This is a genomic window from Pseudomonas sp. GL_135, assembly GCF_057834665.1.
Window position 1 is genome coordinate 2,236,334 of record NZ_CM174408.1, and the last position, 17,966, is coordinate 2,254,299.

Sequence of the window (17,966 nt, forward strand, 5' to 3'; positions counted from 1 at the left end):
ACGCTGAACCCCTGTGGGAGTCAGCTTGCTGGCGAATACGCTGTGCCATTCACCGCAGAGGTGTCAGACGTTTTCCATTCGCCAGCAAACCGGCTCCTACGGGAGTGTGGTCAAACCGTCACTTCAGCAATTTGACCTTGCCGTCGTAATACCCGGCCTTCTTCAGGATCTCCTCCATCCTGCTGCCGATTGCCTTGGCACCGTCTTCCACGCTGGTTTTGCCAAGCATGATCGCCGTGCCGTTTTCACCGACCACTTCGGAAATTTCCGGCCATTGCGGGAAGCGCGGGCGGTAGTCAGGCACGCCGCCTTCCCACGAGGTCACCATCGGCTGCACGAACGGGTATTTCTTCTGCACGTCGGCGTCCTTGTACACCGACATCCGCCCGCTCACGCCACCGGCGTCCAGGTACGGCCGGGCCATGGCTTCGGAGGTGACCCACTGAATAAACAGCCACGCAGCGGCCTTCTGCTTGTCGTCGGACTTGGCGTTGACGCCCAGCGAGAACCCGCCAAGCGCCGGCTTCAGACCGGCCGGGCCTTTTGGCTCGGTGGCCACGGCCAGGCACTCGGTGATCTTGGATTTTGTCGGGTCAGCCAGCGTGCCGTAGAACGCCGACCATTCGGTGATCATCGCCACTTTGCCCTGGGCAAGGGCGTTGACCGCTTCGTTGTGGTCGTAATCGACGATACCCGGCGGCATGTATTTCATCAGGTCCTGCCGGAATTGCAGGCCTTGCTGGGACGCCTTGGAATTGAGATTGGATTTGAATTTATCGTCCAGCAGTGAGCCACCGAACGGCCAGAGGAAGCGCATGAAGCTGTCCGCCGATTGGGTTTCACCGCGCCGCGATTGCAGGGCGTAGGCGTAGCGGTCTTTGGTCTTGTCGGTGAGCTTGGGCGCGTAATCCTTAAGCAGCTCGTCCCACGTGGCCGGCGGTTTGTCGAAGCCGGCGTCCTTGAGCATGCACTTGTTGTAGAACAGCAGGCCGGAGTAGTTATCGAAGGGCAGGCCGTAGGTCTGTTTGTCCCAACTGCCGAAGGACTCCAGCAGGATCGGGAAGAACCCCTCCAGCTTGAGGTCCGGGTCGGCGAGCTTGGCGTCCTGGGTGAAGGTGGTGACCGGTTCAAGCCAGCCGTTGCCGGCGAATTCGCCGATCCACACCACGTCCGTCAGCACAACGTCGAGCTGCTCGCCGGAGGTGAAACTCAGCACCTCGCGTTCGCGGCTATTCTCGTAGGGGATGGTTTCGTAGCTGACCTTGATGCCGGTTTTTTTCTCGAACTCCGGCAGCAGTTTGATGGCGGCGGCATAACCGGGGCGGTCGAGGAAAATCGCCTTGATTTCGGTGCCCTTGTATGGCGCGGCGGCCTCTTCCAGCGTCCAGGCCTGTGCGGCGCCGGAACCCAGCGCAATCGACAGCGCCAGGGCATTCCAAACCAGCTTCTTCATTTACGTGACCTCATTATTGTTGTGGGTGAGGGTTACGCGGGGGACATGTGCGTGCGATGCCTGCAGGGTGCTGATGGTGATTTCTGGCCGACATGCTTGGCGGGCCAGCCGCTTTTGATGAGCTCCTTGACATTTGTAATTTACGAATTACAAATGATCGTAGGACAAAATACATCGCTGTCAAATCACGGCGCCATTGCCGTAAAAGATGCCCAAACAACAATAATTCAGGGGATACGATTTTGACTGAGCTCAGTTTGAGTGGCGTCGAGAAAGCCTATGGCGAGATCAAGGTCTTGCACGACATCCACCTGAGTATCGAGAGCCGCGAGTTCGTGGTGTTCGTCGGGCCTTCGGGCTGCGGCAAGTCAACCTTGCTGCGCTGTATCGCTGGCCTGGAGAGCATCACCCAGGGTCAGATTCGCATCGGCGCCCGCGACGTGACCTACCTGGAGCCAGCCGATCGTGGCGTGGCCATGGTGTTCCAGTCCTACGCGCTGTACCCGCACATGTCGGTCTACGACAACATCGCCTTCGGGCTGAAGATGCAGAAGACCCCCAAGGAGCAGATCGAAGCCAAGGTGCGCAACGCCGCGCGCATCCTGCAGCTCGAACCGCTGCTCGACCGCAAGCCCAAGGCATTGTCGGGTGGCCAGCGTCAGCGCGTCGCCATCGGCCGGGCCATCGTCCATGAGCCGGAAGTCTTTCTGTTCGACGAACCCCTTTCCAACCTGGACGCCTCCCTGCGCGTGCAGATGCGTATCGAGATCGCCAAGCTGCACGCTGACCTCCAGGCGACCATGGTCTACGTCACCCATGACCAGGTCGAAGCCATGACCCTGGCCGACAAAATCGTCGTGCTCAATAAGGGTTGCATCGAACAGGTGGGCTCGCCGCTGGAGCTTTATCACCATCCGCGCAACCGCTTTGTCGCGGGCTTTATCGGCTCGCCGCAGATGAGTTTTCTACCCGTCACGGCGGCGGCCATCAGTGCCGAAGGCGTTCAGGTCAGCCTGCCGGGTGGCGAGCTGTTGTGGGTTCCGGTGACGGCCGAGCACGTTAAAGCGGGCGACCCGTTGACCCTGGGCCTGCGCCCCGAGCATTTGTCGGATCGAGGCGAGGGCGACGCGCAGATTCCGGTTAAAACCCTGGTGGTCGAGCATCTGGGCGGGGAGACGTTTACCCACGCACAGACGGACGAGGGCCATGATCTGATGGTCAAAGGCGAGGGCATGTCGGCGGTCAAGGCGGGGCAGTTGCTGCGCGTCGGTGTGCAGGGCCACCGTTGCCATTTGTTCGATGAACAGGGTCAGGCGCTGGCGCACCGGCAACATTACACCGAGGCGAACGTGAGTGACGGGCAGGTTCCGGCGTCGGCGATCCAAGCGGGGTAATCGGCCTGAGCTTGGATCAAGGCGCCTTGGGACGCCCGTTCCAGAGGCCTTGCGCTGATTTTTCATTCAAGAGAAGAGTGTCAGCGCCGATACAGCCCCGGGCTCGATCCGTTTTCGGGCCGGATGTTTATCTCAAGGAGCTGTAAATGCGCATTAACCACCTTCTGGCGTTGGTCGGCACCGTACTGCTGACCGGCTGTTCGTCCATGATGAAACCTGCCGACAACCAGGTTATCGAAGCCAGTCCCCAGGACAGCGCACAGGTTGTTTTCATGCGCAGCGCGTTCATGGCCAAGGCCATCGATGCCTCCGTGTATGACGTGACCGGCGGCAAGACCCAGTTCATCGGCATTCTGGCCAACGGCACCAAGGTCGCCTACCCGACGACGCCGGGTCACCACACCTTCATGGTGGTCTCCGAAGCGGCGGACTTCATGGAAGCCGACCTCGCCCCGGGCAAGACCTACTATTCGATGATCATCCCGCGCATGGGCATGTGGAAAGCGCGCTTCTCGCCATGGCCGGTCGCCCGCGATCCGAAGGCTGAATACAGCTCTCAGTCCAGCGACTTCAAGGACTGGATCGCCGACACCAAGTTGATGACCAACTCGCCGAAATCCCTGAGCTGGTTCGAGAGCAACAAAACCTCGGTCGAGTCCAAGCGGGTTGAGTACTGGCCAGTCTGGCAGAAGAAAAGCGCGGCGGACGTTGAACTGCGCACGTTGCACGCTGCTGATGGCCTTTGATCGCGGAGCCGCCTGCTAAAGCGGCTCGCACTCGCGATCAGCCTTCACTGCACCCCGAACAGCGCCGTCCAGTAAATGCCGGCGTCGCTTTTCGGGTCGGTGGCGTACGCAGCGCCGAGGTCATGAAACTGCGGGTTCATGAGGTTGGCGCAATGGCCGGGGCTGGCCAGCCAGCCTTCGACCACCTTGCGCGCGTTGTCCTGCCCGGCGGCGATGTTCTCGCCGATCTGCTGGCCGATGTACCCGGCCAGCTCCGCACGATCCCCCGGCGTCCCGCCGTTGCGGCCCTTGTGATCAAAGTAATTGTTATTGGCCATGGAGCGCGAATGGCTTTCGGCTGCGCTCATCAGGGTGTCGTTCCACACCAGCGGGGCAGCAGCGGAAAACGACTGAGCGCCGCATTGCTGAGGCTGCCTGCGCGCTTCATTGATCAGGCCCAGCAGTTTCTGTCCCTCGGCCTGCGCATTGCCCAAGCCGCCTGCCAGCAGTGGACGCGCCAGTACGATGCGCCAGTCACGTTCGTTGCGGCTGACGCCGATGTCGACGAACTGCGGATTGAGCACCACCTGACAAAAACTTTCCTGAATCGCCGCCATGGCCGCTTGCGCATCGCGCGGGCCCGAGAGGGTGATCGCCTGAACGCTGACCATCGGATACGACGCCCGGGCCAGCATGGGTTGCAGATCGACCGTGCCGCTGGCGGGCAGGTTCAGGCGCGGGTCGCTGTTCAGCGGCGGCAGCTCGTTCGACGCCACATTGGCGCAAGGCTGGGCCTGGCTGCGGTATGAATTGATTGACTGGATCAGCTGCGCTTCTTCGCTGGCCACGGCTGTCCCTGCCATCAGCAATGCCAGGGGCACAACGGCGAGACACTGGATGAATGATCTGAAACCCATGGAAAATCTCCCTCGAACTGACGCGCCCACGGTGCGCGATTTTACCTGTCGCGAATAGTCTGAGCCGCACAAACCGTGGAGGTTGCAGCGATCAGCAAGGATTTTGCAATAGCCGGCGCGAAAACCAGGTGAATCGGTCAGTGACGAGCGCTTTTGATCGGCGGCCAGCCGGCGGGCTGTATCCATTTTCCGCCTGCGCAGACCTTGATGAGTGCCGCGTGCCGGGCCGGGCAGGTATGATGCAGCGCTCTACAGGTTACCGCTCTGCACGCTACCGCCATCGCCCGGATTCAGGATCACAATGCCCAGCCCCACGTTTACTGTCATGCGCCTCGACGCCACACCACCGGAATCGATCAAGAGCCAGATCATGCACATGGTGATCGACTACGTCACCGAGCTCAGCATGGTCGCCATCGCCCCGAGCAATCCGCTGTACCCGCTGTATCAATACGGCGTCGGTCACGAAGTGCATCAGTACGTGCAGGCGATGGACGGGTCCCGCGGGATTGCGGTGGAACTGATCGTGGCGCTGGATGCCGAGGACCCTTCGATCGTCATCGGCTTTTTGCTCTATCTGCCGGTCCAGCAGGACCCGCAGGCGTGCGCTGTGGCGTACATGGCGGTGCAGACGGCGCGCCGTCGTCAGGGCGTGGCGCGGGCCATGCTGGAGAAAATGACCGAACGCTACCCCCATGCCGAGCTGGCGTGCTTCGTCGCCAAGGTGCCGGTGTTCGAGGCGCTGGGCTTTCAAGTATTGGGCGCGCGCGGTCCACAGGTGCTGATGAACACCCGCGAGCAACAGACCGAGGGATTATTGGCCGTGCTCGACATCGCGCCGATCTACAACTCGCTGGAGGTGCGGCAGATCCACAGCTATCTGTTGAAGCAGCACGGCAAGCGCGCGATGACCGATGCGGAAAAACAGCGTGATCGGCACATCGACCAGTTGACCCGCCAGGCGCGGCTGTTCGTGAACGGATTGTTGGGCGAGTCGGGGGCGGACGCCTTTATTGGTCCACGGCTGGTTTAACTCACGCTTCAGCGAACGGCCTCATTGAGGTCGATTCCGCGCGGGTCCTTGCTCCACACTTCCAGCAGGAAATCCCGCTCGGCGTGATGCAGCGTGCGTTCCATGGCCAGATGCCGCGCCAGGACCTGATGCACTTCGTGGCCTTCCATCGGGCAGCCTTCGATCGGGTGCAGCCAGTGGCAGGCGAGCACCGCGCCATCGGGCGTCAGGCTTTCGCGAATGCGCTCGATGATTTCCCCAAAGGCATCCGGCGTCAGGTAATAGGCCCATTCGCTGATGACCACGAGATCGAATTCCCCCGCCGGCCAGTTCTGGGGCAGGCAGCCTTCCAGCACCTGAACATGGGCGTGCCCGCTCAGGCGGTCGCGGGCCAGGGTGACGGCCCGGGGGCTGAGGTCCATGCACAGCAGCGCGTCGCAGCGTTCGGCCAGGCGCAGGCTCAATTCGCCATTGGCGCAGCCAGGCTCAAAGATGCGTCCATAGCGCTGGCGCGGCAGGGCGGCGAGGGTCAGGTCGCGTTTGCGGTGTTCGTACCAGCGCGTGCGGAAGGCCCACGGGTCGTCGCTGTTGGCGAACAATGCGTCGAAATACTCACCGGAAACGCTCACAGAAACACCAGTTCGAAAGGTTGCAGCAGACGCTCTAGCGTCTGGGGGTTCAACACCGCAGGCGCGCCGGTGCTCGGGTCTTTTTCCAGCTGGCTCAAGTGGGCGCCGATGGCCTCGCGCTTGCGCCGCAGTTGCTCATCGCTGAGCCAGAATTTGCGGGCCTGCTCCCAGGGGATGCGCGGGTCGTTCGGTTCCGCCCAATGCCAGGCCCATACCGGAATTTCCACCAGCGTGGCGCCGGTGTTGGCGACCGCCTGGGCCGCGCAATGACCGACGGCTTCGTGGTCACAGTGACCGTCGTGGCGCCAGGTGGTCAGCAAGACGTCCGAGGGACGCAGGTCTTCGCTGAGCAGGGCAATCAACGACTCGGCATGCTCGGCCACCTGGCCGTCGCCCATGCCGAGCCGTTGCCAGGACAACCTCGACACGTCCAGGCCGAGGTGCGCGACGGCCTGCTCGCTTTCCCGCCGACGCTCGGTGCGCAGACGCTGCACGGGCCACAGCGGTGATTGCGGGTGGCTGCCTTCTCCGTCGGTGACGGCAACCAGCTGCACATCGTTCTGCCGCCTGGCCATCGCCGCGAGCAGGCCGCCGCAGGTCAGAATCTCATCGTCGGGGTGCGGCGCGAGCACGATCAGGCGCGCACCCGGCGGGACCAGTTCTTCCAGGGTGATGGTGCGTACGCCGCGTAACGCCACGCTGTTTTGCCAGGCGCTCAACGGTGTCCCGCTGACGCCGAATGGGTGTGCTTCGTTCATAGTGACCAATCCTCGGTTTCGCCCGTAGCGACGCGCTGGCCCAGATGCGCCAGATCACGTTCGGCGTGGCTTTGTCGGATAAACACCTGCAGGTCGGCGGCCAGGCGGGCAAAGTGCGGATCGCGGCAGAACGGCGTGGCACCCAGCGCCCGACCGACATGCCGGCACACCTGTTCGACCGCCATTTCGACCTGCGCCCGCAGGCGCTGCACCGGCAGGCTCGCGTCCTTGTGCGGATGCGCGTCGATCCATTCGGCGCATTCGCGCAAGGCCGCCGCCGCGCCACACAGCGCTGCATCGACACTGCCCAGATGAGCGTCGGCGTGGGGCTCGGGTCGTCCATTGTGTCGGTGCGCGCGCAAGGTCTTCGCCAGTGCCACTGCCGCGCCGTACCAGGCAGCAGCGATGCCGGCACCGCCTTGCCAGAACCCTGGCCGGGTCAGATAGTCGCCGCTATTGCCCACGCAAATCCCGACCGCGCCGTCGAAGTGCACGTCGCCGCTGGCAGTCCCGGCCATGCCCACGGCCTGCCAGGTCTCGCTGCTGAAGCGCACGCCCGGCTGCTTCAAATCGACGGCCACCAGTTGCGGCGCCTCATCGCTGGCCCAGGTGGTGAGCAGTGCATAATCCAGCTGTTGGGCGCCGGAGCACCAGGCTTTTCGGCCATTGAGGCGCACTTTGTTGCCGTGTCGTTGACTGACGCCGACTTTGGCGTCGGGCGGCTCCGCGGCCCACACGCCCCAGATACCGGGTGCTTCGAAAGGCGCGGCATTGAGTTCATTAGCTCTCAACTCATGAAGAATGGCGAGGGCGTCGGTATGGCCTTCGTAGAGCTTGAGCAGCGCCAGATCGACGCCCGCCACCGTCGCCAATTGGCGCCAGCGTTCGAGGGTTTGACCGCCGCCCGGCAACGGCAGTCGGTCAAGGCCGCTGTTGAGGCAGCGCAGCATGGCATCACGCAGGGGAGCGGCCGATACCTGGGGATTGTCACGCTGGGCGAAATCCGCCAAAAGTGATTCAAGTCCTTGTGCATCGTCCCGCATGGCTGACTGCCTCCGTCCCGTTGACGCCGACGCGAGGTGCGCGGGCTGTGGCATGGCCTGCTTGCGTGGCCTGCTGATGGCATTCGGCAGCGCCAGCGGGGCGGGGTTCAAACATTTCGTCTGCCGGGCCGGTTGGATGATTTCCACAGGGAGAATAGGCCAGCACGGTGCTCGACGGTAAACGCCCGGGTGCGCGGTTTTGTCGCAGTGGGCGTTTCTCGACCCATGGGCGTCAAGGGGTGCAGCGCCATCGAGTGGTGTCGGCAAAATGCGCTCGTAACCCATTCAGCCCGGTTTTGCGCGACACTGTGGGGCACCTGTTTTTTTCGCTTCGTCCCTTGCTGCTGCAGTGCGACTGCCAATAACGCCTGCGCTACTGCAAGGTGGACGAAAAAAGGGTTGGCGTGGGCGCCAGCCGCTGCTTTCGAGAGTTCGCCAGATGAATGAGTTTCTGACCCGCCGTCAGGTGGTCACCGGCATGGGCCTGTTGGGCTTGGGCCTGCTGGCCGGCTGTGACGGTTCGACCACTGCGCTGGATTTCAAGTACGGCAAAGATCTGAGCAACAAGATCATGGGCCGCACCTTCAAGCTGACCGACACCGACGGTGAGGTCAAAACCCTGTCGAGTTATCGCGGCTTGATGCCGATGGTGTTTTTCGGCTTCACCCAATGCCCGGCGGTGTGCCCGACGGCACTGGCCCGCGCTGCGCAGATCAAAAAGCTGATGGGCGAAGACGGCAAGACGCTGCAGGTGATCTTCATCACCGTTGATCCCGAGCGCGACACGCCGCAGGTCCTCGACGCCTACGTCAAACAGTTCGATCCGACCTTCGTCGCCCTGCGCGGCACCCTGGAACAAACCGTTCACGTGGCCAAAGAATTCGGCGTGTTCTACGAGAAGGTCCCTGCGGGAAATACCTACACCATGTCCCACACCGCCACCAGCTTCGTTTTCGACTCCCGGGGTAACCTGCGCCTGGGGCTGTCGCCTTCGCTTTCCGCCAAGCAATGTGCGGAAGATTTGCTCACTGTCATGGAAGTCTGCTGATGAATGATTTGTTGAATGCTGTCTCGCGCTCATTCGTTACACGTGCCGTTGCGTTTGCTCTTCTGGCTGGAGTCAGCCTGACTGCTGCCGCGCAGACGCGGGTCGAGGATCCGTGGGTGCGTGCGACGGTGGCTGGTCAGCCGTCATCGGGGGCTTTCATGCGTATCACCGCCGACACCGACAGCGCGCTGCTCAGCGTCACCTCACCGGTGGCCAAAGACGTGCAGATCCACGAAATGAGCATGACCAACGACGTCATGCGCATGGGCCCGGTCGACGCCGTACCGCTGCCGGCTGGCAAGACCGTGGCGCTTGACCCGGATGGCTATCATGTGATGCTCATGGGCCTGAACGGCCAGATCAAAGAGGGCGATCAGGTGCCACTGACCCTGACTGTGAAGAATGCCAAGGGCGAGACCGAAGTCGTGAACGTCACCGCCCCGGCGCGCGGAGCGATGGACATGAGTCATGATCATGGGATGACGCATTAAGCAGGACCCCCGACGTGTAGGACCGGCTTCAGCCGGGAAAGCGTCAGGCGCCATACCGCAGAATTGATGGTGCGCAAACCGGCGCCTTCCCGGCTAAAGCCGGTCCCACAAAGGCACCGCGTATCCAGTTTAGGACCGGCTTCAGCCGGGAAAGCGTCAGGCGCCATACCGCAGAATTGATGGTGCTCAAACCGGCGTCTTCCCGGCTAAACCCAGTTCTACAAATGCACCGCGTAGGCTCAGTGGGACCTGACAGTTCCACCAACATCCAGTTTCCGGCCCTGACCGAATATCTGCATGGAATGAAAAACCGGTGGGAGTGAGCTTGCTCACGAAGACTTTAGTCCGGTCCCTGAAAATTCAGTGGATGTACCAGCGCCTTCGCGAGCAAGCTCGCTCCCACAAGACCGCATTCGCTATTGGGCATGCCTTAATCCCCAAACGCCCCCAGCAGCAACACCACGTTCAGCACGATGATCAGCAGCGCGATGCCCCAGGCCAGGGTCGTCAAGATTGGCCCGGTCACGAAATCCCCCATCAGCTTGCGGTCCGACACGAAGCGCACCAATGGCACGATGGCGAAGGGCAGTTGCATCGACAGAATGACCTGGCTCAGCACCAGCAATTTCGCGGTGCCCTGAGCGCCATAAATGCTGGTCACTACAATCACCGGAATGATCGCCAGACCCCGGGTCAGCAGGCGGCGGATCCAGCCCGGCAGGCGCAGACGCAGAAAACCTTCCATGACGATCTGCCCGGCCAGGGTTGCCGTGACCGTGGAATTGATCCCCGACGCCAGCAATGCCACACCGAACAGCATCGACGCCACGCCCACCCCCAGCATCGGCGAAAGCAAATGGTAGGCCTGCTCGATTTCCACTACATCGGTCTTGCCGGCCTTGTGAAACACCGTGGCCGCGGTGATCAGAATCGCCGCGTTGACGAACAGCGCCAGGGTCAGCGCGATGGTGCTGTCGGTCACCGCCCAGCGCAGGCCGATGCGCCGGCCTTCATCCGTGCGCGGGTAGGCGCGGGTCTGCACGATGGACGAATGCAGGTACAAGTTGTGCGGCATCACCGTTGCACCGATGATGCCGATCGCCAGGTACAGCGCCTCGGGGTTGGTGACCACCTCGGCCTTGGGAATGAAGCCGGCAAACAGCTCCGCCAGATCAGGCTGCGCCAGCACCATCTGAATCGCGAAGCAGCCAAAGATGACCAGCAGCAGCGCGATGACAAACGCCTCCAGCGCCCGAAACCCGCGGCCCATGAGCAGAAAGATTAGGAACACATCGACGGCCGAGATCACCGCGCCCCAGATCAGCGGAATGCCGAACAGCAGGTTCAGCGCAATGGCGGTGCCGATCACCTCGGCCAGGTCGCAGGCGATGATCGCGATCTCGCAGGCCATCCACAGCGCGATGCACACCGGCCGGCTGCAGCGCTCGCGGCAGGCCCGCGCCAGATCCCAGCCGGTAACGATGCCCAGCCGAGCCGAGAGTGCCTGGAGCACGATGGCCATCAGGTTCGACAACAGGATCACGGACAGCAGCAGGTAGCCAAATTTCGAACCGCCGGCGATGTCGGTGGCCCAGTTGCCCGGGTCCATGTAACCCACGGCGACCATGTAGCCGGGGCCGGTGAACGCGAGCAGCCGCTTGAACCAGTTGCCGGTCTTGGGCATGGCGACACTGGCGCTGGGCATGCCCCCGCCGAGTGTGTCGTCGCCAGGGCTGGCAGGGTGATCGATGGGCGGCATCAAGGAATTCCGGCGTTAAGAGCAAAGAGTCAAAAGGGGTGGGGGAGGCAGGGCGCCCGGCGCCAATGAACGGTACTGCGGAAAACCCGGTAAGCCTCAACGCGACAACGACGTTGCTGCCAGGGAGTTTAGATAATCCCCAAAGCCTTCCTTGCAGCGGTAGTCCTTTCGGGCGCTGGTGGTGACGCTGTTCCCGGAAATCCACGCGATGGACGCCCCGATGCGTTGGAGGTCGGCGACCAGATGCACGTCCTCATGGGCGGCCAATGCTTTGAACCCGCCAGCGCGCCGATAGGCATCGGCACTCACGCCCAGGTTGGCGCCGTGGATGTGCCGATGGTCATCGACCGGGCGGTACAGCGAGTCGTAGCGTTGACGCACATGCTCGGGATGCCCGGACCAGTCATCGACTTCGACAATGCCGCACACCGCGTCCACCTTCAGGCTGACCTGGTGCGCCAACCAGGCGTAGGGCACGACGCTGTCGGCATCGGTAAATGCCAGCCAGCGCGCGCCGCGCTCAAGCATCAGGCGTGCGCCTTCCGCGCGGGTCATGCCAACGTTGCGGTAGGCGCAAACGTGAGTCGTGATGCCATGGGCTGCGGCGACCCGGGCCGAGGCATCGGAGCAGTCGTCAAGCATGATCAGGATTTCCACGGGCTCGCTGTGGAGGTCTTCGTGGACGGAAGCGGCGATCAGGGATTTGATGCAGTCGTCCAGGAAATCTTCTTCGTTGTGTGCGGGGACAATAATTCCAATCATCGAAGTGTCTCGTCTCGGCACCTGCGCTGATCGCGGCGTCCTTCGATGTCGACCGAAGCGAGGGAAAATTGGTTTCAACTATTTTCGTTTGCGAGGACTAGCGTTTCGCTTGTCAGGGTCTGAGCCTTACCCCAAACGCACCGACGCCGCTGGTCAGCGGCGTCGGTGGCGTTACGTAGTAGCGTGCGAATCAGGCTTCAGCCCGCCAGCAGCGCCTTGGCAATGGCCTCGTTGAACGCAGGCAGATCGTCCGGCGTGCGGGAGGTGATCAAGGTCCAGCCGTTGGCCGGGCATTGCTTGACCTCGGCGTCGACCCAATTGGCCGCGCCGGCATTGACCAGGTCAGTGCGTACGCTCGGGTATGAAGTCAGGGTCTTGCCTTCGATGACGCCGGCATCAATCAGCAGCCATGGACCATGGCAGATCGAGGCGACGGTTTTGCCGGCATCGGCGAACGCCTTGACCAGCTTCTGGGCGTCGCTGTCCTGGCGCAGGGTGTCGGCGTTGACCGTGCCGCCGGGGATGACCAGTGCATCGAAATCATTGGCAGACAGGCCGGCCAGCTTGGTGTCGGACGTCACGACGGCGTCTTTGTCGGTGTCGTTCAGGAACAGTTGCGCAGTGCCGCCTTCGATGGAGGCGTGGGTGACCGCAGCCCCCTGACCCTTCAACGCTTCCAGCGGCTTGAGCAGTTCGTCGCGCTCGATGCCGGTATTGGACGTGATGATCAAAACCTTCTTGCCGTTCAATTGATTGCTCATGCTTTCGCTTTCCTCTGAATTGAAGTGCTGAAGTTGAAACTGCACCTGCTGCGAGCAGGCGGTGTCACTTTCAGAGGAAGCCGGAAAAGCAAAAGTTCAGCCCGATTGCGTGGCCGGGTTTGAGGACGGTGTCCCGCAACCCAGGCCGCGCACCCGGATTTCGGGGTCTGGGAACAATGTCGTGCGACGAAACGGCGCAGCGTGATTTACACCGTCGTCACAGGCATTCGCGAACGGCTTTTTCCAGCGCATTGCGGCCGAAAGCTGACGACAGCGGGGCGCGTTGATACAGGAAAACCCGGGTATTGGGGTTGCCTTTGTAGACCTCGAGAATCTCATCGGACGCGATCTTTCCGGAGACCAGCAGTTTGTAGTGGCCCTTGCTTTCGGTCATCGTCGTGCCGGGCTTGAGTTGTTGCCACTTGGGGTAGATGCACTTGGCGTAGTCGGACGGCGTCTTGGCGGTGTCGAAATTGAACGAGGGGTTGTTCGGTGTGGAGTTGCAACCCGTCAGTACCACGGCCATTGCGCAGCCCAGTAATGAGTACGGAAATAAACGGCGCATCAATTCATCCTGAATAAGAAAACGGAACAGTTCGACCGGGTCGATGGGCGCCTATGTTGACCAGCAACCGTGCAAATGAAAAGCACGGGTGATCAAAATTTTTCTCTCGCGTCCACGCCTGTTGGCCGCAGCGCGCGTCGAGCCTGCGAGGGATTTTTTCAGCGTTTTTCTCTCCATGCCACTGCGCCGTATGTTGCTCGGTTCGATTGACATTGCTCGTTTAATGAATAAAGTGAGCATAAACGAGCAGTCGTATTGTTGCGGCTTCTGGCTCGTCATCGCCTGATCGACGGAGAGCACATGCCACACGATGAACTGCACAGGGCTGCGCGCTCAGTCCTCATGCCGGCGATTTCCGGGCTGGCGCTGGATGAACCCCTGCGTCGCCATCTGCAAGCCGGCGGGGTGTCGGTATTGCTGGGCGAGACCCGCGACGAATACCTGGCCCGGAGCATGAGTTTCGAGCGCCGCCGCGCAGAGACCCATGGGCATTTTTCCGCCATTGCCAGGGAAGCGGCGCTCTTTGCGGCCGCGCCTGTGCTGATCGCTGTGGACCAGGAGCTCGGCGGTATCCAGCGCCTGCACGGTCTGGTCCCTGGCATGCCGAGCTCGACCGAACTGACGCAGATGAGCAGCGAAGACATCGAGGCGCGCTGTTATGAAATGGCCAGCTCGGCGCGGGTCATGGGCGTCAATCTCGCTCTGGCGCCCATTGTCGACGTGGTCACCGGGGTCAACCCTTGGCTGCATCAGCGCAATCTCGGTCCCGATCCCGTCGAAGTGGCGCGCATTGCCTGCGCATTCATCCGGGGTGTGCAGCGTGCCGGCGTGATCGCCACGGCCAAGCACTTTCCCGGTCATCACCGGGTCGAGCACGACCCGGCGACAGCGCGGGCATTCGTGCCCGATGACGCCGCCGCGCTCAGCGACGGAATGGACGTGTTCAGGCAGGTCATTGCAGCCGGCGTCGGGGCGATCATGCCCGGGCCTGCGGTGTTCCCGGCGCTGGATCCGCAGCAGTCGGCCAGCACCTCGGCGGCGGTGATCGGCATGCTGCGAGAAACCTTGGGTTTTGATGGGCTCATCGTGTCCGACGACCTCGACGCCGTGTCCATCCTGCGCGGCAACAGCATCGCCGACACCGCCATCGCGGCCTTGAATGCCGGCGCGCATCTGTTGCTGGTGTCAGCCGAAGCGGGCCTGGACGACCTTGCCCAAGCCATCGTCGATGCCGTGGCTCAGCGAGCACTTGATGCGCAACGCCTGCTGGCAGCGGCGCACACAGTCCGCGCCCACGCCCATGCATCCCGAGCCCAGGTGGAGGCAGGCCTGTACGTGTCCTACCCGGTCTCGGGTGGGCATCTGACCCGCCGAGTCATGATCTGAACCCCTGCTGCTTGCTGCCGAACAGTTGCAGCTTGCAGCTTGCAGTTTGCAGCTTGCCGCTTGCCGCTCACCTCATTTGTACTCCCGGCCCGCGCGTTCTACTCTCGCCCTTCTGTACACCCCACTCTGTACAACCAAAAGGAAGGCCCGATGAGCTGGTCCGCCACGCAGTATTCCCTGTTCGAGCAGCAACGCACACGACCGGTCCGCGACCTCGTCGCCGCCATCCCTCTGGCGTCCGCACTCGCCGCCGTCGACCTCGGCTGCGGTCCCGGCAATTCGACCGAAGTCCTTGCCGAGCGTTTTCCCGATGCCACGGTGACGGGGCTGGACAGCTCCGACGACATGCTGCGCGATGCCCGTCAGCGGCTGCCAAACGTGTCATTCGAGCTGGCCGACATCGGCGCCTGGAACCCGGCGCAGACCTACGACGTGATCCTTGCCAACGCCTCGCTGCAATGGGTGCCCGACCACGCGGCGCTGTATCCGCGGCTGGTCAGCCGGCTGAATGCCGGTGGTGTGCTGGCGGTGCAGACACCGGACAACCTGGAGGAGCCAGCCCATCGTCTGGCACGGGAAATCGCCGCGAGCAGCGAATGGGCGAGCAGGATCGGCGGCGTCACACACCCGGACCGACACCCAGCGGCCTATTATTTCGAGCTGCTGCGACCCCATTGCGCTGAGGTCGATGTCTGGCGCACCACGTATCACCACCCGCTTGCCGGTGGGCACGGGGCGGTGGTCGAGTGGTTCAAGGGCTCGGCGCTACGGCCCTATTTGCAAAAGCTCGACGAGGCGGCGCAACAAGCGTTTCTCGAAACCTATTTGCAGGCAATCCGCCAGGCCTACCCGGCGCTGGACGACGGCACGGTGCTGCTGCCGTTCCCGCGCTTGTTCATCGTTGCGACACGTTGAAGCCTGCGGCTTGCGTTAAGCCGCTGTTTTGCGAGCCGTGATCGACACCGCCGTTTTCTGATGGAGTGAGCATGAGCAATGACCCCGCCGAACTGGCCGCGCGCCTGATTCGCAATTTCAACGATGTGCCGCTGCAGCACGAGCGCCGCGACCCGCTGTACGAGAGCGACGCCGCACGTCTGGGCACCGACACCGCCGCGCAGAAGCTGGGCGCGTCGGTGGACATCGTCGCGCCAGGCAAGCGTTCTTGCCCCTATCATTTTCATTACGCTCAGGAAGAGATGTTCGTTATCCTCGACGGGCAGGGCACCTTGCGCGTTGCAGGTGAAATGCTGCCGATCCGCAGCGGCGATGTGATCTTCATTCCGCCCGGTCCGGAGTACCCCCATCAGATCATCAACACCTCTGACGCGCCGCTGAAGTATTTATCCATCAGCACCCGCGAGACGCCTGAGGTGTGCGAATACCCGGACTCCGGCAAGTATCAGGCGATGGTCACCCTGAACGGAGCACGTGCGTTTGCGGCCGTGCAGCGCCCCGACGCGACACTGGATTACTGGGAGGGCGAGCCTTGATGCAAGGGTCATGTGTGCGCCGTTGGCTCGTTTGGTTATAACCATAGAACGTCTCGATCTAGGCTCGATATAAGAAAAACCGCAGTCCTTAGAGCAAAAATCGCTATCCTGCCTGCCGGCTTTTGAATGTGCAGTCAGGCAGAGCAATGGATTTTGGCAACGCAGGTTTCGTCGTCGCAGGGCTGGTGGTCGGTTTCATCGTTGGCATGACCGGGGTAGGCGGCGGATCGCTGATGACCCCGATTCTTTTGTGGTTCGGCATCAACCCCGCCACCGCGGTCGGCACCGACCTGCTGTACGCCGCCATCACCAAAAGTGGTGGCGTGCTGGTTCACAAAAAGAACGACAACATCGACTGGGGTATTACCGGCTGGCTGACCCTGGGCAGCGTGCCGGCTGCCGGGCTCACGCTGTGGTACCTGAGCACGCTGCACACTGCACCGGACGCGATGAACCTGGTGATCAAACAGGCGCTGGGCGTGGTGCTGCTGCTGACGGCGCTGGCGATCTTTTTCAAGAAACGCCTGCTGGCATTTGCCCAGCGTCACGCCGGTGATCGTTACCGCCTCAGCAGCCGAAGCCTGAACGGGCTGACGGTGCTGACCGGCGTCATCCTCGGCACCATGGTTGCGCTCACGTCCATCGGCGCCGGCGCGCTCGGCACCGTGGCGCTGTTCCTGCTTTACCCCTTCCTCGAAACCCGGCGCCTGGTCGGCACCGAAATCGCCCATGCCGTGCCGCTTACCCTGGTCGCCGGCATCGGCCACGCCAGCATGGGCAACATGGACTGGTCGATGCTCGGCTACCTGCTGATGGGCTCGCTGCCGGGGATCTATATCGGCAGCCACCTGACCGGCCGCATCCCCGACGCCATCCTGCGCCCGTGCCTGGCGCTGATGCTGTTGGCGATCGGGTACAAATTGGCATTCTAAAAGCTGTTCAGAGGCCCCTGTCGACATAGCAGTCATGGGCGTCGGCCTGCTGGGTTGGGAACATCCGCGGGATCTTCAGTGGTCGGAATGCCGTCTTCGTGAGCAAGCTCACTCCCACAGGATCCGCGAACAATCAAATGTTCGGGTTTAATACGGATGCGTGGGAGTGACCGGGGTGGCGCTCCACCTTGCTCGTTTCCGTGAGCAAGCTCATTCTCATCAAACACCAACGCGAATGTGGCGACGGATACACGAATTGTGGGAGCGAGCTTGCTCGCGAAGAGGCCGGTACATCCGCTAAATCTTCAATGACTGGAATGCCGTCTTCGTGAGCAAGGTGGAGCGCCACCCCGGTCACTCCCTAGCTGCAAGACCTTCAGCGCCCGCACGCCCGGGCTCACTCCTTCTCCGCCCCCCAGTAACGCTGCATCTCAATGAACAGAAACGATGCGGTCCAGGTGATCAGAACCAGCCCCGTCAACGCTTCCAGCCCCGTCAGGTATTTCAGGTGCCCGCTGGGCGTGATGTCGCCAAAACCGATGGTGGTGTAGGTCGTGAACGAGAAGTACACCGAGTCCATGAAGCTGCCGTCGAAATTTCCTGTCAGACGGCCCAATGTGTCGGACCGGTTCATCAGGTAATAGCCCAGGGCAAAGATCCAGACTTCAACGGCGTGGGCGACCAGTGCACCGAGCACGCCGATGACGACCCTGAACCGATGCCGAACCCCAAGCCTGGGCATGAGCTGATTGAGGCGAATCAGGCATTCGTAGTGCACGAGCACCACCGTGGTGATGATCACGATATTGATGAGGGTGACGGCGAACATGACGCTCTCCCG

Annotated in this window: 20 protein-coding genes; 10 read left to right on the top strand and 10 right to left on the bottom strand. The window is 62.2% G+C overall.

Features of this window, described 5'->3' with window-relative positions:
• Positions 1 to 118 precede the first annotated feature (118 nt).
• Positions 119 to 1,453: an ABC transporter substrate-binding protein gene (locus tag AC3ISG_RS10015; protein ID WP_489299142.1), complete on the bottom strand. Its 1,335-nt coding sequence runs from the start codon at positions 1,451 to 1,453 to the stop codon at positions 119 to 121.
• Between the two features lie 242 nt (positions 1,454 to 1,695).
• On the opposite strand from AC3ISG_RS10015, the gene AC3ISG_RS10020 reads away from it, so the two are divergent.
• On the top strand, positions 1,696 to 2,847 hold the full coding sequence (locus tag AC3ISG_RS10020) for an ABC transporter ATP-binding protein (protein ID WP_489299143.1): 1,152 nt from the start codon (positions 1,696 to 1,698) through the stop codon (positions 2,845 to 2,847).
• A gap of 146 nt (positions 2,848 to 2,993) precedes the next feature.
• On the top strand, positions 2,994 to 3,593 hold the full coding sequence (locus AC3ISG_RS10025; RefSeq protein WP_489299144.1) for a hypothetical protein: 600 nt from the start codon (positions 2,994 to 2,996) through the stop codon (positions 3,591 to 3,593).
• Positions 3,594 to 3,637: 44 nt separating this feature from the next.
• Here AC3ISG_RS10025 and AC3ISG_RS10030 read toward each other — a convergent pair whose 3' ends face one another.
• Complete coding sequence (locus tag AC3ISG_RS10030) at positions 3,638 to 4,435, bottom strand: CAP domain-containing protein (RefSeq protein ID WP_420793088.1); 798 nt, start codon at positions 4,433 to 4,435, stop codon at positions 3,638 to 3,640.
• Positions 4,436 to 4,790: 355 nt separating this feature from the next.
• On the opposite strand from AC3ISG_RS10030, the gene AC3ISG_RS10035 reads away from it, so the two are divergent.
• Positions 4,791 to 5,522, top strand: a complete 732-nt coding sequence (locus tag AC3ISG_RS10035; RefSeq protein WP_489299145.1) for a GNAT family N-acetyltransferase — start codon at positions 4,791 to 4,793, stop codon at positions 5,520 to 5,522.
• A gap of 8 nt (positions 5,523 to 5,530) precedes the next feature.
• Here AC3ISG_RS10035 and AC3ISG_RS10040 read toward each other — a convergent pair whose 3' ends face one another.
• Genes AC3ISG_RS10040 through AC3ISG_RS10050 form a run of 3 tightly spaced genes read right to left on the bottom strand, consistent with a single transcriptional unit; the run spans position 5,531 to position 7,931 of the window.
• A complete protein-coding gene (locus AC3ISG_RS10040; protein ID WP_489299146.1) occupies positions 5,531 to 6,130 on the bottom strand; it encodes an SAM-dependent methyltransferase in 600 nt (199 codons plus the stop codon).
• Positions 6,127 to 6,888, bottom strand: a complete 762-nt coding sequence (locus AC3ISG_RS10045) for a PIG-L deacetylase family protein (RefSeq protein WP_172612601.1) — start codon at positions 6,886 to 6,888, stop codon at positions 6,127 to 6,129. Before AC3ISG_RS10045 ends, AC3ISG_RS10040 begins: the two co-directional genes overlap by 4 nt.
• A complete protein-coding gene (locus AC3ISG_RS10050; protein ID WP_489299147.1) occupies positions 6,885 to 7,931 on the bottom strand; it encodes an acyl-CoA dehydrogenase family protein in 1,047 nt (348 codons plus the stop codon). Before AC3ISG_RS10050 ends, AC3ISG_RS10045 begins: the two co-directional genes overlap by 4 nt.
• Before the next feature lie 439 nt (positions 7,932 to 8,370).
• On the opposite strand from AC3ISG_RS10050, the gene AC3ISG_RS10055 reads away from it, so the two are divergent.
• Entirely contained in the window at positions 8,371 to 8,979 is a 609-nt protein-coding gene (locus AC3ISG_RS10055) for an SCO family protein (RefSeq protein ID WP_122534611.1), read from the top strand.
• Positions 8,979 to 9,470, top strand: a complete 492-nt coding sequence (locus AC3ISG_RS10060; protein WP_489299148.1) for a copper chaperone PCu(A)C — start codon at positions 8,979 to 8,981, stop codon at positions 9,468 to 9,470. Before AC3ISG_RS10055 ends, AC3ISG_RS10060 begins: the two co-directional genes overlap by 1 nt.
• 430 nt (positions 9,471 to 9,900) lie before the next feature.
• On the opposite strand, the gene AC3ISG_RS10065 is transcribed toward AC3ISG_RS10060, so the two are convergent.
• From AC3ISG_RS10065 to AC3ISG_RS10080, 4 genes are all read right to left on the bottom strand, one after another.
• Positions 9,901 to 11,175, bottom strand: coding sequence for an Nramp family divalent metal transporter (locus AC3ISG_RS10065; RefSeq protein ID WP_489299493.1), 1,275 nt, complete (start codon positions 11,173 to 11,175; stop codon positions 9,901 to 9,903).
• Positions 11,176 to 11,325: 150 nt separating this feature from the next.
• Positions 11,326 to 11,991, bottom strand: a complete 666-nt coding sequence (locus tag AC3ISG_RS10070; protein ID WP_489299149.1) for a glycosyltransferase family 2 protein — start codon at positions 11,989 to 11,991, stop codon at positions 11,326 to 11,328.
• Between the two features lie 197 nt (positions 11,992 to 12,188).
• Positions 12,189 to 12,752 (bottom strand): type 1 glutamine amidotransferase domain-containing protein, encoded by a 564-nt coding sequence (locus AC3ISG_RS10075; RefSeq protein WP_122534615.1) that lies wholly within the window; start codon positions 12,750 to 12,752, stop codon positions 12,189 to 12,191.
• A 217-nt stretch (positions 12,753 to 12,969) separates the two neighbouring features.
• Positions 12,970 to 13,317, bottom strand: a complete 348-nt coding sequence (locus tag AC3ISG_RS10080) for a hypothetical protein (protein ID WP_122624867.1) — start codon at positions 13,315 to 13,317, stop codon at positions 12,970 to 12,972.
• Between the two features lie 88 nt (positions 13,318 to 13,405).
• Here AC3ISG_RS10080 and AC3ISG_RS10085 point away from each other — a divergent pair, with 88 nt between their 5' ends.
• The 5 genes from AC3ISG_RS10085 (at position 13,406) to AC3ISG_RS10105 (ending at position 17,125) form a co-directional block, all read left to right on the top strand.
• The gene (locus tag AC3ISG_RS10085; protein WP_489299150.1) at positions 13,406 to 13,603 is read left to right on the top strand and encodes a hypothetical protein; all 198 of its coding nucleotides are present in this window, start codon (positions 13,406 to 13,408) and stop codon (positions 13,601 to 13,603) included.
• Between the two features lie 14 nt (positions 13,604 to 13,617).
• Positions 13,618 to 14,703, top strand: a complete 1,086-nt coding sequence (locus AC3ISG_RS10090) for a glycoside hydrolase family 3 N-terminal domain-containing protein (RefSeq protein WP_272635132.1) — start codon at positions 13,618 to 13,620, stop codon at positions 14,701 to 14,703.
• Positions 14,704 to 14,853: 150 nt separating this feature from the next.
• The gene (tam, locus tag AC3ISG_RS10095) at positions 14,854 to 15,618 is read left to right on the top strand and encodes a trans-aconitate 2-methyltransferase (RefSeq protein WP_489299151.1); all 765 of its coding nucleotides are present in this window, start codon (positions 14,854 to 14,856) and stop codon (positions 15,616 to 15,618) included.
• A 71-nt stretch (positions 15,619 to 15,689) separates the two neighbouring features.
• Positions 15,690 to 16,193, top strand: a complete 504-nt coding sequence (locus AC3ISG_RS10100; protein WP_489299152.1) for a cupin domain-containing protein — start codon at positions 15,690 to 15,692, stop codon at positions 16,191 to 16,193.
• A 146-nt stretch (positions 16,194 to 16,339) separates the two neighbouring features.
• Positions 16,340 to 17,125, top strand: coding sequence for a sulfite exporter TauE/SafE family protein (locus tag AC3ISG_RS10105; RefSeq protein WP_489299153.1), 786 nt, complete (start codon positions 16,340 to 16,342; stop codon positions 17,123 to 17,125).
• 397 nt (positions 17,126 to 17,522) lie between these two features.
• Here AC3ISG_RS10105 and AC3ISG_RS10110 read toward each other — a convergent pair whose 3' ends face one another.
• A complete protein-coding gene (locus tag AC3ISG_RS10110; protein WP_172612590.1) occupies positions 17,523 to 17,954 on the bottom strand; it encodes a potassium channel family protein in 432 nt (143 codons plus the stop codon).
• Between the last annotated feature and the right edge of the window lie 12 nt (positions 17,955 to 17,966).

Excerpts from the sequence above, each read along its gene's own strand:
- AC3ISG_RS10055 (WP_122534611.1), top strand. The coding sequence starts at position 8,371 with ATGAATGAGTTTCTGACCCGCCGTCAGGTGGTCACCGGCATGGGCCTG.
- AC3ISG_RS10080 (WP_122624867.1), bottom strand. The coding sequence starts at position 13,317 with ATGCGCCGTTTATTTCCGTACTCATTACTGGGCTGCGCAATGGCCGTG.
- AC3ISG_RS10045 (WP_172612601.1), bottom strand. The coding sequence starts at position 6,888 with ATGAACGAAGCACACCCATTCGGCGTCAGCGGGACACCGTTGAGCGCC.
- AC3ISG_RS10075 (WP_122534615.1), bottom strand. The coding sequence starts at position 12,752 with ATGAGCAATCAATTGAACGGCAAGAAGGTTTTGATCATCACGTCCAAT.
- AC3ISG_RS10030 (WP_420793088.1), bottom strand. The coding sequence starts at position 4,435 with ATGGCAGGGACAGCCGTGGCCAGCGAAGAAGCGCAGCTGATCCAGTCA.
- AC3ISG_RS10100 (WP_489299152.1), top strand. The coding sequence starts at position 15,690 with ATGAGCAATGACCCCGCCGAACTGGCCGCGCGCCTGATTCGCAATTTC.
- AC3ISG_RS10065 (WP_489299493.1), bottom strand. The coding sequence starts at position 11,175 with ATGCCCAGCGCCAGTGTCGCCATGCCCAAGACCGGCAACTGGTTCAAG.
- AC3ISG_RS10105 (WP_489299153.1), top strand. The coding sequence starts at position 16,340 with ATGGATTTTGGCAACGCAGGTTTCGTCGTCGCAGGGCTGGTGGTCGGT.
- AC3ISG_RS10110 (WP_172612590.1), bottom strand. The coding sequence starts at position 17,954 with ATGTTCGCCGTCACCCTCATCAATATCGTGATCATCACCACGGTGGTG.
- AC3ISG_RS10050 (WP_489299147.1), bottom strand. The coding sequence starts at position 7,931 with ATGCGGGACGATGCACAAGGACTTGAATCACTTTTGGCGGATTTCGCC.
- AC3ISG_RS10090 (WP_272635132.1), top strand. The coding sequence starts at position 13,618 with ATGCCACACGATGAACTGCACAGGGCTGCGCGCTCAGTCCTCATGCCG.
- tam (WP_489299151.1), top strand. The coding sequence starts at position 14,854 with ATGAGCTGGTCCGCCACGCAGTATTCCCTGTTCGAGCAGCAACGCACA.
- AC3ISG_RS10060 (WP_489299148.1), top strand. The coding sequence starts at position 8,979 with ATGAATGATTTGTTGAATGCTGTCTCGCGCTCATTCGTTACACGTGCC.
- AC3ISG_RS10070 (WP_489299149.1), bottom strand. The coding sequence starts at position 11,991 with ATGATTGGAATTATTGTCCCCGCACACAACGAAGAAGATTTCCTGGAC.
- AC3ISG_RS10035 (WP_489299145.1), top strand. The coding sequence starts at position 4,791 with ATGCCCAGCCCCACGTTTACTGTCATGCGCCTCGACGCCACACCACCG.
- AC3ISG_RS10015 (WP_489299142.1), bottom strand. The coding sequence starts at position 1,453 with ATGAAGAAGCTGGTTTGGAATGCCCTGGCGCTGTCGATTGCGCTGGGT.
- AC3ISG_RS10025 (WP_489299144.1), top strand. The coding sequence starts at position 2,994 with ATGCGCATTAACCACCTTCTGGCGTTGGTCGGCACCGTACTGCTGACC.